Genomic DNA, 13,945 nt, shown 5'->3' with positions numbered 1-13,945 from the left:
AATTTTTTGTTTGTATCAGATTGGCGCTCTAACCTACAGGCTTTCCAGGAGGGAGACTGCGCTGTGATTGACCTTGCGACCTTATCGATTTTCGTCGGCGCGGTGATGTTGTTGTTGCTGTCACCCGGACCGAACATGGCCTTCGTGATCAGCCATGGCGCCAGTTATGGCTGGCGCGGTGGTGTGGCGTCGGGATTGGGCATTGGCCTGGCCGATCTGATCCTGACGGCGCTGACCGCGATGGGCGTTACGGCACTGGTTGCCAGTTGGCCGCCGGCCTTCGACCTGATCCGTTATGCCGGTGTCTTGTACCTGCTGTGGCTGGCGCTCAAGGCGTTGCAAAAGCCATCGGCCGGCGGCATGTCGGATGTTGCGCAGGTGCCGCTCAAGACCCTGCTGATCCGGGCGATGCTCAACAGCCTGTTGAACCCCAAGGCCTTGCTGTTTTTCATGGTGTTCCTGCCGCAATTCGTTAACACGCAACGAGGCTCGATTGCCGTACAGCTGGTGCTGCTGGGCATGGTGCTGACCCTGGTCAGTGGCGTGTTTCACACCCTGCTCGGGGTTTTCGGCAGCACGGTCAGCCGGCGTATTTCCAGCACGTCGACATTCGCCAGATGGCAGTCATTGGGGCTGGCCGCGGTATTGCTGTTGCTCGCCGTCCGGCTGGCCCTGATGACACGTCCGGCCTGACTCATTCACTGAAAAGGAACCTCTGCATGTACATCGCATCGTTTATCTACAAACCCGGGCAACGAGACGAGGAGTTCAACCGGTTGAGCACGTTGATCGACGAAGTCGCGATCAGCATCGAAGGGTTCGTCGGTACCCAGTCCTGGTGCTCGGCCGATGGTGAGTTGGTCAACGCCAGTTACTACTGGCAGGACGAAGCTTCTATCCGGGAATTCGCCAGCCATCCCAGACACCTGGAGGCCAAGCGTCAGTACCGCAAGTGGTATGCGGGTTATCAAGTGGTGATCGCTAAAGTGGAGCGGGCTTATGGCGATGACTCGTTCGAGCTGTTTGTGCCGAATGGCCGGCGTGCGGCGAATGCTTGAGCGAGGTTTTCCGCGACGGATTCCCGGCCTGAATGACTGACTGCGGGGGGATAGCCCCCCGCGGCCATCTCTTTCACTGGAGATCGAGTTTCGCCGCTGCACGTTCGGTGATTTCCGTACGTAATTTCAACGACCCGGCAGCGCGTTTACGGGCTTCCTCCAGCACGCTGGCTGGCGCCGTTTCGGGGCTGCCCGACGCAAACGGCGGTGCCGGGGCGTATTCCAGCTGCAATTGCACCAGTTGCGCGGTGTCCTTATCGAACAATTCAGCGGCCAGGGTCAGGGCAAAATCGATGCCTGCGGTGATCCCGCCACCGGTCAGCAGATTGCCGTCGCGCACCACCCGATCCTTCACCGGGATCGCCCCCAACAGCCCGAGCAATTCGTGATACGCCCAGTGAGTGGTGGCGCGCTTGCCCTTGAGCAACCCCGCCGCGCCAAGCACCAGGGCACCGGTGCAGACCGAGGTGACATACCGCGCCGTCGCGGCCTGAGCCTTGATGAAGGCCAGGGTTTGTTCATCCTCCATCAATGGGCCGACGCCGCCACCTCCGGGAATGCAGATCACATCCAGCGGCGGGCAATCGTCGAAGGTGATGGTCGGTTTCAACACCAGCCCGGTACTCGCGGTGACGGGCACCAGGTCTTTCCAGATCAGATGCACCTTCACGTCCGGCAGCGAGGCCAGCACGTCATAAGGGCCGGTCAGGTCCAGTTGTTGAACCTGTGGAAACAACAGTAAACCGATCTGCAACGTCATGGCGTTTTTCTCCTGATTGGGGTGGACGGCTTCACTGTAGGCTCGTAGGATTTGGCGAATACGCCAATAACCCCACGAATTACGCCAAACATGCCAAGCCACCCGAAAACCATTCATGTGCTGGCCTTTGCCAACGTGCAAGTGCTCGATGTCACCGGGCCGTTGCAGGTGTTTGCCTCGGCCAACGACATTGCCCGCCAGCAAGGTTTGCCGCCGCCCTATGCGCCGTCAGTGATTGCCAGCGGTGGCGGGGCAGTGATGTCGTCGGCGGGGTTGGCGCTGTTGGCGGAGCCGCTGCCGGATCGGGGCAGCGACACCTTGATCATTGCCGGTGGCTGGGGCGTTTACGCGGCAGCGCAGGACGTGTCGCTGGTGGCGTGGGTGCGTGAGCATGCGCGAGATTGCCGGCGGGTGTCGTCGGTGTGCACCGGGGCGTTTTTGCTGGCGGCCAGCGGCTGGCTTGATGGTCGACGGGTGGTGACGCACTGGACCCGCTGCGAGCAATTGGCGCAGCAGCATCCCAAACTGCAGGTCGAACCCAACCCGATCTTCATCAACGACGGTCCGGTCTGGACCTCGGCCGGGGTTACCGCAGGCATTGACCTGGCGCTGGCCATGGTCGAACAGGATCTCGGCCGAACCATGGCCCTCGAAGTCGCTCGGCAACTGGTGGTGTTTCTCAAGCGTCCGGGGGGCCAGTCGCAGTTCAGCGTGACCCTGTCGTTGCAGAAAGAAGGCAACCGATTCGACGAGCTTCACGCCTGGATCAGCGAAAACCTCACCAAGGACCTCGGCATTCCGACCTTGGCCTTGCAGGCCGGAATGAGCGAGCGCAGCTTCGTCCGTCACTACCGCGCCGACACTGGCCAGACCCCGGCGCGGGCCATTGAGCTGATTCGGGTCGAGACCGCGCGACGACTGCTCAGCGACACCGGCGTACCGATCAAACGGGTCGCGGTGCAATGCGGGTTTGGTAGCGAAGAGACCCTGCGCCGCAGTTTTCTGCGGGCCATGGGCGTGACACCGCAGGCTTATCGCGAGCGGTTTTCCGTCAGTCCTCCAGCAGATCCAGTATTGCCTTGAGCGTCGCCTCGGGTGCTTCCTCGGGAATGTTATGCCCGACGCCCGCCAACACTCGGCGTTCGTAAGGGCCGGTAAAATGCTCGGCGTCTTCATCGATGTCCGGCGCGGGGCCCACGCCATCATCGGCGCCGCACAGGGAAATCGTCGGCACGCTGATTGCCGGTTGTCGGGTCAACGCTTCTTCCATCCACTCCAGCGCCGGGTCGCCGGGCGCATACATGAACCGGTGCCGGTACGAGTGAATTACTACGTCGACGAAATCCGGATTATCGAAGGCTGGCGCGCTCAAGGGATATCGTTCGACATTTTGCGCCCAGGTCGGCGACCACAGGCGCCAGAGCAGTTCGCACAGGGCCCGGCGGTTTTGGGTCAAGCCTTCCACGCCGCGTGGGGTGTGGAAGTAATACTGATACCAGAGACGATGTTCGGTCTGCGGATCCAGAGGCTCGGTGGAGCGGGGAATGTTCTGCAGGTTGTAACCGTCCCCGGTCACCAGGCAGCGCACCCGCTCTGGCCTTAGCGCCGCGACAATGCACGCCGCCCGACCGCCCCAGTCGTAACCGCACAGCGCGGCTTGTTTGATGGCGAGAGTGTCCATCAGGTCCAGCAAATCCTGGGCGAGGGCGGCTTGCTGGCCGGAGCGCAGGGTGTCGGGGGCGTTGAAACGGGTCGGGCCGTAGCCGCGCAGGTACGGGACGATGACGCGGTAGCCCTTCGCAGCGAGGGTTGGGGCGATTTCGTCGTAGGCGCGGGGGGAGTAGGGGAAGCCGTGCAGAAGAATGATCGGGTCGCCGGTGCTGGGGCCGTGTGTTTCGCAGGCAATATCGAGGTTTGGCGTCAGGACATGTTGGGTCTGCATTCGATGCTCCATAGGCTGTCTATCAACGGCTGATTCAGATCGACCCGGGCCCTTTCCTCAGGCTTCCACGTCCATCTGATTGAAGTACTTCGACCGGTCCGGCGTATACGTCACGACCATTTTGGTCCTGGAACAGGTCAGCGCCCGTTCTGCGCTCAGATCAATATCCAGATCTTCCCCGCGCAACCCCTGCCATTGGGCGAGGTATTTGAGGGATCCGTATTTTTCGAGTTTCTTCAGGCTGCGGCTGACGCCACCTTTCCAACCCAGCACCGGGAGTTCGCCGGTTAGGCATTGTCGGGCGAGGTCGGGGAAGCGGGCGGCGCGTTGGCGACCGATCTCCCAGCATTTGATCAGGCCTTTGTCGTGGCCCTCCCATAGTTCAGTCCGGTTCAGGCCTGATCGGAGTGGGGTATCGATGCTGCGATGGATGCGCTGGGTCATTCTGGTTCCTTGAATTCGGGTTTTGTTGGACAGCTCCGCTGTGCCCGTTGAGCGTGGATGGTAGGGATGGATATAGGCGCTGGCAACAAGGTATTTCCGGATGTAGGAATCAGTTACCAGGTGTTGATTGGGCTGGTTTGTTTAGTGAATGTAGGCGATTGGCCTACACACTCTTGTGGCGAGGGGGCTTGCCCCCGTTCGGCTGCGTAGCAGTCGCTAAGCCAGTAAATACGGTGCTTCTGGAGGAATGTGGTTGAGCATTCGAGGGGCCGCTACGCGACCCAACGGGGGCAAGCCCCCTCGCCACGGGAGGTCAATAGTGGCTGGCGGTGCGTGTTTAAGTTCATCGCGGGTAGGTCTTGATCCTACAAAAAGTGTCGTAAAAGTGGATATTTCCGACGAGTTTTGACGGTTGTAGTTGAGGAACGGGAGCAGCAAGCCATGTGTTGAGGCTGGTGGCCCTTTCGCGGGCAAGCCTCGCTCCTACAGCGAAGCCAGCACCTCAGCCTCAAGGCTGCCAGAAGTTCTTCTCCCCACTCAACTTCCGATCCAGAAAGCTCGCCGCGCTGATCAGCGCCAGGTGCGTCAGTGCTTGTGGTGTGTTGCCCAGGTGTCGGGCGTGGCTGTCGAGCTCTTCGGCGTACAGCCCCAGCGGGTTGGCGTACCGCAGCAATTGCTCGAACTCCAGATGCGCCTTTTCCACCTGGCCGGCGCGGGCCAGGCATTCGACGTACCAGAACGAGCAGGCGGCGAAGGCGCCTTCGGTGCCGGGCAGGCCGTCGATCTGGCTGTCGTCGTTGCGGTAGCGGTAGACCATGCCCGCGCGCACCAGGGTTTTTTCGATGGCTTCGAGGGTCGCGATCCAGCGTGGATCCTTGGCACTGACGAAGCGCACCAGCGGCATCAGCAGCATCGAGCCGTCGAGGCCGGTGCCGCCGATGTGCTGGACGAAATGCCCGCGCTCTTCGTTCCAGAAGTTGCTCCAGATGTCGGCGTAGATCGCTTGACGAGTCTGGTCCCAACGGGCGAACGGGGCGGGCAGCGAGCGTTTGGAGGCCAGCCGGATGGCCCGATCCAGCGCCACCCAGCACATCAGTCGCGAGTGCAGGAAATGATGCTGCTCGCCGCGCATTTCCCAGATGCCAACGTCCTTTTGCTGCCAGGTTTCGCAGACCTGATCGACCACTTCCACGGTGTGTTTCCAGCCCTCATGGGAGATCGCTTCACCGTACTTGTTGACCAGGTACACCGCATCCATCAGCTCACCGAAGATGTCGAGCTGGATTTGTTCGTACGCCTGATTGCCGATGCGCACCGGCGTCGCGCCGCCATGGCCGGACAGGTGCGCAAGTTCGGTTTCCGGCAACTCCTGGCGGCCATCGATGGCGTAGAGAATGTTGAGTTTCATCGGCTTACCGTGGCAATCGCTGACCCTGCCACGCAGCCAGCGCATGTAGGCGTTGGCTTCCTCGACGAAGCCCAGGCGCATGAAGGCATAGACGGTGAACGAGGCGTCGCGGATCCAGGTGTAGCGGTAGTCCCAGTTGCGTGCGCCGCCGGGTGTTTCCGGCAGGCCGAAGGTGGCGGCGGCGAGGATGGCGCCGTGTTTGCGCGAGGTCAGCAGCTTCAGCGCCAGGGCCGAACGATTGACCATTTCCCGCCATCGCCCGCGGTAATTGGACTGGCCGATCCAGTCGCGCCAGAACTTCAGGGTGCGCTCCAGGCACAGTGCAGCGGCGCCTTCCTTGAAGCGCGGATCGTCAACGCCGCCGAGCAGAAACTCGGCGCTCTGGCCCTGTTCGAGGGTGAACTCGGCTATCGCCGCATTGCCTTCGACGCGCAAGGGCTGATCCGAACACAGCTGCATGGGTGGCTGACCGGAGGCCTCGAAATACACACTCCGACCACGCGCCCGGGCCTTGGTGTGAGCTCGCGCATAGTCATGACGCAGGTTGCAGAGCATCTGTATCGTCGCTTGACCGCTGACCACGCGCACCCGGCGCATCAACATCGGCAAATCATCCTCGCTGTCGCCGATCGGCAGCAGGTCGATGACTTCGACCACTGCGTTATCGCTGAGCCAGCGGGTTTGCAAAACGTTGGTGTCGGGCAGGTAAATCTGCTCGCGGCGGGCGTCGGGCAGGTCCGGGGCCAGTTGGAAAATGCCGGCATCGGGGGTATCCAGCAGCGAGCAGAAGATCGACGGACTGTCGAATTCCGGCCAGCAGAAAAAGTCCACGCTGCCCTTGTCGTTGACCAGCGCCGCGCTGCGCATGTCGCCAATGATGCCGTGGGCGTCGATCGCGCTTTGTCGTTCGGAATGATCAGCCATTGCCGCAGAACTCCGGGATTCGAGGGCCTAACCAGCTGACTGGTTTAAGCCACAGAGAGTTCATTTGGCGACGAACCGGCGTTCACACTCAACCAATAATTCGACGCTTTCTCCCTGGCGGGATTTACCGGCGCCGACTAATTTTCGCCCCTCGTGGGTCGTCTTCCCATACAGACGACTTTTTGAGGTAAACGTGGTGACCAAGTTGACCCTGCTGTGTCTGCCGTATTCTGGCGCCAGTGCCATGGTCTACAGTCGCTGGCGGCGCAAGTTGCCGCAGTGGCTGCAGTTGCAACCGGTGGAGCTGCCGGGGCGGGGCGCACGGTTCGGCGAACCGTTGCACACCGACATGCGCGCGCTGGCGATGCAATTGGCCAAGGAGTTGCGTTCGACGCTCAAGGCGCCTTATGCCTTGTTTGGTCATAGCTTGGGCGCCTTGCTCGCGTGTGAACTGGCCCACGCCTTCCGTGCGTTGGGTTGTCCGGAACCGGTGGCGCTGTTTGCCTCGGGAACGGCGGCGCCGACGATGCGGGCCGATTACGACCGTGGTTTTGCCGAGCCGAAAACCGATGCGCAGTTGATCGAGCAGCTACGAACGCTCAATGGCACCAGCGAAGAGGTGCTGGCCAATGAAGAGCTGATGAGCCTGACGCTGCCGATTCTGCGCGCGGATTTTCTATTGTGCGGGCGTTTTCAGCCGGTACAGCGGCCATTGCTCAAGTGCCCGGTGCATGTGCTGGGTGGCAAGGCCGACAAGGCCACCACCGAACAGTTGATCGGCTGGAGCAAGGAAACCCACGGCAGTTTTTCGGTGGACATGCTGGCCGGTGGGCACTTCTTCATTCATGAACACGAAGCCAAGGTGCTGCGGCTGATCAAGGATCAGCTGGGGGGGCATCATCGGCGGCATGCCTTGGCGGCTGTCGGTTAACACGATGCTTCAGTTTGGTGATTTCTGTGGCGAGGGAGCTTGCTCCCGCTGGGTTGCGAAGCGACCCTAAAACCTGCGACCTCGCTGTGTCAGGAATACCGCATTCGCCGGTTTACGACTGCTGCGCAGCCGAGCGGGAGCAAGCTCCCTCGCCACAGGTCTGTGTTCGGCCGTCATTTCTTCGCCGCACCGCCGATTCCAGCCGCTTCGACCTCCCTTCCTGATACTTGTTCTCAAACGCTAATTTTTCCGGTCTGCATTCGTTTCATAGGGACGACGTGCCTTTGTGCTTCCTGCCTACTGATCCGGATGCTAAGAAATGAATGCTGAAGACTCCTTGAAACTTGCTCGCCGGTTTATCGGGTTGCCCCTGGAAAAGCGCCAGATGTTCCTTGCGGCCTTGCACAAGGAGGGCGTGGACTTCGCCCGTTTTCCGATTCCGCAAGGGGTCGAGGCCGAAGACCGGCAAGCGCTGTCCTACGCCCAGCAGCGCATGTGGTTCCTCTGGCAACTGGACCCGCACAGCGGCGCCTACAACTTGCCGGGCGCAGTGCGCCTGACTGGGCAACTGAACCTGCCGGCCCTGGAGCAGGCGTTCGCCAGCCTGGTGGCGCGTCATGAAACCCTGCGCACGGTGTTCCAGCGCCAGGCCGACGAGTCCCTGCAACAAGCGCCGACCCATGCGCCGCTGGTGATCGAGCAGGTCGATTTCAGCGCGCTGCCAACCCTTGAGCGCGAACAGGCCGTGACCGAGGCCGCCCAGCAGCAATCGTTGCTGCCGTTCGATTTGGCCGTCGGGCCACTGCTGCGGGTCAAGCTGCTCAAACTCACCGAGCAGGAGCACGTGCTGCTGCTGACCCTGCACCACATCGTTTCTGATGGCTGGTCGATGAACGTGCTGATCGACGAGTTCATCCGCTGCTACGACGCCCATGATGCCGGCGCGCAACCGCAGCTCGCGCCGTTGCCGATTCAATACAGCGACTACGCCTTGTGGCAACGCCGCTGGCTGGAGGCCGGGGAGCAGGCGCGGCAGTTGGAATACTGGCAAGCCCAATTGGGCTTCGAGCATCCGGTGCTGGAGCTGCCCACCGATCACCCGCGCCCGGCGATGCCCAGCTATCGCGGCACGCGTTACGAGTTCGGCGTCGACGGCCCACTGGCCGAGCAACTGCGAGCCACCGCGCAGAAGCACAACATCACCTTGTTCATGCTGTTGCTTGGTGCGTTCAACGCGTTGCTGCACCGTTACACCGGGCAGACCGACATCCGCGTCGGCGTGCCGATCGCCAACCGCAATCGCGGCGAAATCGAAGGCCTGATCGGTTTCTTCGTCAACACCCAAGTGCTGCGCACCCGGCTCGACGGCCAGACCCGCGTGGCCGATTTGCTCAGTGACATCAAGGAAACTGCCCTCGGCGCCCAGGCCCATCAGGACTTGCCATTCGAGCGGCTGGTGGAAGCGTTGAAGTTGGAGCGCAGCCTCAGCCACACGCCGTTGTTCCAGGTGATGTACAACCATCAGCCGCAAGTGGCGGACATTTCCACGGTGACCACCGCCTCGGGCCTGGAGCTGGGCGTGATCGAATGGGAAGGGCGCACCACCCAATTCGACCTGACGCTGGATACGTATGAAAAGGCCGGCACACTGCATGCCGCGCTGACCTATGCCAATGATCTGTTCGATGCGCCGACCATCGAGCGCATGGCGCGGCACTGGACCCATTTGCTGCACGGCATGGTCAACGACAGCCAGCAGCGCATCAGCGATTTGCCATTGCTTGAAGCCGAGGAATACCAACGCATCGTCCATGACTGGAACCGCGCTGACGAAGGTTTCGCCGATGATCTGTGCATTCATGAGCTGATCGCCAGACAGGTCGCGACCATGCCGGACGCGTTGGCGGTGACCTTTGCGGCCAGACAACTGACTTACGCCGAACTCGACAGCCGCGCCAACCAACTCGCCCACAAGCTGATCGAGTTGGGCGTGGGCCCGGAAGTGCGGGTCGGCGTGGCGATGCAGCGTTCCGACAGTCTGTTGGTGGCGTTGCTCGCGGTGCTCAAGGCCGGCGGCGCCTACGTGCCGCTGGACCCGGATTACCCGGCCGACCGCGTGGCCTACATGCTTGAGGACAGCCGTGCATTGGTGCTGCTGACCGAGCAGGCCGTTGGGGCAACATTGAGCATCGCTGCCGAGACACAAGTGTTGTTGATGGACAGCGCCGAGCCATGGCTGGCCGCTTACCCAAGCAGCGCACCAGTCACTCGCGTCACGCCGGATAACCTCGCCTACGTGATCTACACCTCCGGCTCCACCGGCAAGCCCAAAGGCGTGGCCATCGCCCATCGCAACGTGCTGGCGCTGATCGACTGGTCGCAATCGGTGTACAGCCGCGATGACATTCAAGGTGTGCTGGCCTCGACCTCGGTGTGTTTCGACCTGTCGGTGTGGGAGTTGTTTGTCACACTGGCCAACGGTGGTTCGGTGATCATCGCTCGTAACGCCCTGGAGCTGCCGCAACTGCCGGCCCGCGATCAGGTGCGCCTGATCAACACGGTGCCATCGGCGATCAATGCGCTGCACAGTGCCGGGCAGATTCCGCCGAGCGTGCGCATCATCAACCTCGCCGGTGAACCGCTGAAGCAAAGCCTGGTGGAGGCGTTGTATCAGCAGCCGACCATCGAGCACGTCTACGACCTCTACGGTCCATCGGAAGACACCACCTATTCCACTTGGACCCGCCGCCAGTCCGGCGGCAGCGCCAACATTGGCCGACCGTTGAAGCACACCGCCAGCTATTTGCTCGACGCCGATCTGCAACCGGTGCCGCAGGGCGTATCGGCTGAGCTGTACCTGGCCGGCGCGGGCATCACCCGGGGTTACTTGGCGCGACCGGGCATGACCGCCGAGAAATACGTGCCGAACCCGTTTGCCAGCAACGGCGAGCGTCTGTATCGCACCGGTGACCTGACCCGCTATCAGGTCGACGGCGCGTTGCAATACGTCGGTCGCATCGACCATCAGGTCAAGGTTCGTGGCTTCCGGATCGAGCTGGGTGAAATCGAAGCGCGGCTGTTGCAGCAGGACGCGGTACGCGAACTGGCGGTGCTGGCCCAGGATGGCGTTAGCGGTCAACAACTGGTCGCCTACATCGTGCCCACCGATGTAGCAGTGTTGGCGGACAATGCCGATGCTCAAGCGAACCTGCGCGAAACCCTGAAAGCTGCGCTGCGCCAACATTTGCCGGACTACATGGTCCCGGCGTATCTGCTGTTCCTCGAACAATTGCCGTTGACCCCCAACGGCAAGCTCGACCGCAAGGCCTTGCCTGCGGTCGACGGCACCCAGCAGCAACGTGAACACGTGGCGCCACGCACGGCCCTGGAAAAGTCCCTGGCGGCGATCTGGCAGGACGTCCTGGCCATCGACACCGTCGGCCTGGAAGACAACTTCTTTGAGCTGGGCGGCGACTCCATTGTGTCGATGCAAGTGGTCAGCCGCGCGCGTCAGGCGGGCATCCTGTTGAGCCCCAAAGACCTGTTCCAGTACCAGACCCTGCGCAGCCTGGCGCAAGTGGCCCGCAGCGGTGAGCAAAACCTGATCGATCAAGGTCCGGCTGTTGGCGCGGTAGCCCTGAGCCCGGTGCAGCACTGGTTCTTCGAGCAAGCCATTCCTGAGCGTCATCACTGGAACCAGTCGCTGCTGCTGGTGCCGCGCGAAGCGCTGGATGCCGGGGCGCTGGATCAAGCGTTGGCGCGGTTGCTCCAGCATCACGATGGGTTGCGTCTGCGTTATCAACAGACCGATGCCGGTTGGCTGCAGGCCTATGACGCAGCGACTGTTGAGTCGTTGCTGTGGCAACGCTCGGCGCAATCGCTCGAAGAGCTGAATGCCCTGTGCGATGAAGCCCAGCGCAGTCTTGATCTGGGCAACGGCCCGTTGCTGCGAGCGTTGTCGGTGCAGATGGCCGATGGCACTCAGCGGCTGCTGCTGGTGATTCACCACTTGGCGGTGGACGGTGTGTCGTGGCGGGTATTGCTGGAGGATCTGCAGCAGTTCTATCGCCAGGCACGCGACGGCTCGACGCTGACGACGGCGACGAAAACCAGTTCATACCAGCGCTGGGTGGCGCGTCTGCAAAGCCATCTGCCAACGTTCCAGCACAGCGTCGATTATTGGCAGGCGCAACTGCGCGATGCAGCGCAAAACGACTTGCCGTGCGACCGCCCTGACGGCGCGCTGCAAAACCGTTTCGAGCAGAAAGTCGAACTGACCTTCGACGCCGAGCAAACCCGCAAACTGCTGCAACAGGCGCCGGCGGCGTATCGCACGCAGGTCAATGATCTGCTGCTGACCGCGCTGGCGCGGGCCGTGTGCCACTGGACCGGGCAGAGCAGCACGCTGATCCAGCTCGAGGGTCATGGCCGCGAAGACCTGTTCGACGACATCGATTTGACCCGCACTGTCGGCTGGTTCACCAGTCTGTTCCCGGTCAACCTGAGCCCGGCCGGCGACCTCGGCGCATCGATCAAAACGGTCAAGGAGCAACTGCACGCGGTGCCGGACAAAGGTCTGGGCTACGGCGCGCTGCGCTACCTGGCCGAGCCACAGATTGGCGCCGCGCTGGCGGCCTTGCCGCAACCGCGCATCACCTTCAACTACCTTGGGCAGTTCGACCGTCAGTTCGACGATGCGGCGTTGTTTGTGCCGTCCAGCGAAGGCAGCGGCGCAGCCCAGGATCCGTCGGCACCGCTGGCCAACTGGCTGACGGTCGAAGGCCAGGTGTACGGCGGCGAGCTGTCGATGAGCTGGGGCTTCAGCCGCGAGATGTTCGACACCGCGACCATCCAGCAGCTGGTTGATCAATACGCTGTCGAACTCAACGGTTTGATCGAGCATTGCTGCACCCTCGAAGCGCCACAGGCCACGCCGTCGGACTTCCCGTTGGCGCGCATCACCCAGGCGCAACTCGATGCACTGCCGGTGGCCGTCGGCCAACTCGACGACCTCTATCCACTGTCGCCGATGCAGCAGGGGCTGTTGTTTCACACCTTGTACGAGCAGGCGGCGGGAGAGTACATCAATCAGTTGCGGGTGGATGTGCAAGGCATCGAGCCCGAGCGTTTCCGCGCCGCCTGGCAGGCCACGCTCGATGCTCAGGACATCTTGCGCACCGGTTTTGTCTGGCAGGGCGAACTGGAGCAACCGGTGCAGATCGTCCACAAACAGGTGCAGTTGCCGTTCACCGTGCTCGACTGGCGTGAGCGTGGCGATCAGCTTCAGGCCTTGAATGAACTGGCTGATGCCGAGCGCCAACAAGGATTCGATCTGAGCCAGGCGCCATTGCTGCGACTGGTGTTGGTGCACACCGCAGCCGATAGCTGGCAGCTGATTTACACCCATCACCACATCCTGATGGACGGCTGGAGCAACTCGCAGCTGCTCGGCGAAGTCTTGCAGCGTTACAGCGGTCGCCCGCCGATAGCTACCGGCGGACGCTATCGCGATTACATCGCTTGGTTGCAGCGTCAGGATGGGCAACTGAGCCAGGACTTCTGGCGCGAGCCGTTGGCCTCCTTGCAAGAGCCGACCCGACTGGCGCGGGTGATGTCCGACAACGAAACCCTGAGCGGGCATGGCGATCACTTCCAGACCCTGGACGTCAGTCGCACCCAAGGCCTTGAAGCCTTTGCCCGGCAACAAAAAGTCACCCTCAACACCTTGGTGCAAGCCGCGTGGCTGTTATTGCTGCAACGCTACACCGGTCATGAAACCGTGGCCTTCGGCGCCACGGTGGCCGGGCGCCCGGCAGACTTGCCCGGCATCGAGCAAGCGGTCGGCTTGTTCATCAATACCTTGCCGGTGATCGGCGCGCCGCGTCCGGACCAAAGCGTCGGCCACTGGTTGCAAGCGGTACAGGCGCAAAACCTAAGCCTGCGCGAGTTCGAACACACGCCGCTGGCGGACATTCAACGCTGGGCCGGGCAGGGCGGCGAAGCGCTGTTCGACAACATTCTGGTGTTCGAGAACTACCCGATTGCCCAGGCGCTGCAACAGGGCGCGGAGCAAGGCGTGGTGTTCGGCGATGTCGCCAACCTTGAGCAAACCCATTATCCGTTGAGCGTCGCCGTGACATTGGGCCAGACCCTAGCGCTGCATTACAGCTTCGACCGGGCGCATTTCGCAACGCCGGCGATCGAACGCATCAGTGCGCACCTGCTGCAACTGCTGGAGCAGTTCGCCGAGTCGGCTGAACGCAACCTCGGTGAAATCGCCCTGGCCAGCGCCGCCGAACGGGCGCAGCAACAGGCCAATAACCAGCCGCAGCCGTACCCGGTGAACGTCGCCGTGCACCAGCGCATCGCCGAACTCGCCGCCCTGCGCCCGGAACGCACGGCGGTGATCTTCGCCGGCCAGCGGTTCAGCTATGGAGACATTGACCAACGCGCTAATCAGTTGGCCCATGCGCTGATC

At 62.1% G+C, this 13,945-nt stretch carries 9 protein-coding genes (1 of these 9 only partly in view); 5 read left to right on the top strand and 4 right to left on the bottom strand.

The annotated features are described in order from the left end of the window. Nucleotides 1–63: 63 nt before the first annotated feature. Together LOY36_RS18835 and LOY36_RS18830 are read left to right on the top strand one after the other, a co-directional pair. On the top strand, nt 64–693 hold the full coding sequence (locus LOY36_RS18835; protein ID WP_258670108.1) for a LysE family translocator: 630 nt from the start codon (nt 64–66) through the stop codon (nt 691–693). Between the two features lie 26 nt (nt 694–719). Further along, entirely contained in the window at nt 720–1,058 is a 339-nt protein-coding gene (locus LOY36_RS18830) for an antibiotic biosynthesis monooxygenase (RefSeq protein WP_019648322.1), read from the top strand. A gap of 73 nt (nt 1,059–1,131) precedes the next feature. On the opposite strand, the gene inhA is transcribed toward LOY36_RS18830, so the two are convergent. After that, complete coding sequence (inhA, locus tag LOY36_RS18825; protein WP_258670106.1) at nt 1,132–1,818, bottom strand: isonitrile hydratase; 687 nt, start codon at nt 1,816–1,818, stop codon at nt 1,132–1,134. A 90-nt stretch (nt 1,819–1,908) separates the two neighbouring features. Here inhA and LOY36_RS18820 point away from each other — a divergent pair, with 90 nt between their 5' ends. Then, nucleotides 1,909–2,901, top strand: coding sequence for a GlxA family transcriptional regulator (locus LOY36_RS18820; RefSeq protein ID WP_019648324.1), 993 nt, complete (start codon nt 1,909–1,911; stop codon nt 2,899–2,901). Here LOY36_RS18820 and LOY36_RS18815 read toward each other — a convergent pair. From LOY36_RS18815 to LOY36_RS18805, 3 genes are all read right to left on the bottom strand, one after another. Further along, a complete protein-coding gene (locus LOY36_RS18815; protein WP_019648325.1) occupies nt 2,870–3,760 on the bottom strand; it encodes an alpha/beta fold hydrolase in 891 nt (296 codons plus the stop codon). The genes LOY36_RS18820 and LOY36_RS18815 overlap by 32 nt on opposite strands. Before the next feature lie 57 nt (nt 3,761–3,817). Further along, nucleotides 3,818–4,204 (bottom strand): hypothetical protein, encoded by a 387-nt coding sequence (locus LOY36_RS18810; protein ID WP_258670101.1) that lies wholly within the window; start codon nt 4,202–4,204, stop codon nt 3,818–3,820. Between the two features lie 508 nt (nt 4,205–4,712). Continuing rightward, nucleotides 4,713–6,536 carry a glycoside hydrolase family 15 protein gene (locus LOY36_RS18805; protein WP_258670098.1) on the bottom strand — a complete coding sequence of 608 codons (1,824 nt, stop codon included), beginning with the start codon at nt 6,534–6,536 and terminating at the stop codon, nt 4,713–4,715. 193 nt (nt 6,537–6,729) lie between these two features. On the opposite strand from LOY36_RS18805, the gene LOY36_RS18800 reads away from it, so the two are divergent. Then, complete coding sequence (locus LOY36_RS18800) at nt 6,730–7,467, top strand: thioesterase II family protein (RefSeq protein ID WP_258670095.1); 738 nt, start codon at nt 6,730–6,732, stop codon at nt 7,465–7,467. A gap of 319 nt (nt 7,468–7,786) precedes the next feature. Next, nucleotides 7,787–13,945: the beginning of a non-ribosomal peptide synthetase gene (locus LOY36_RS18795; protein WP_258670092.1), read on the top strand. The gene runs 6,222 nt beyond the window's last position; only the first 6,159 of its 12,381 coding nucleotides appear in the window; it begins with the start codon at nt 7,787–7,789; its stop codon lies off the right edge, out of view.

The sequence above is a fragment of the Pseudomonas sp. B21-019 genome, from assembly GCF_024749225.1.
Taxonomy (GTDB): domain Bacteria; phylum Pseudomonadota; class Gammaproteobacteria; order Pseudomonadales; family Pseudomonadaceae; genus Aquipseudomonas.
The sequence above is the reverse complement of the archived record's forward strand: the minus strand, read 5'-3'. Positions and strand labels throughout refer to the sequence as shown.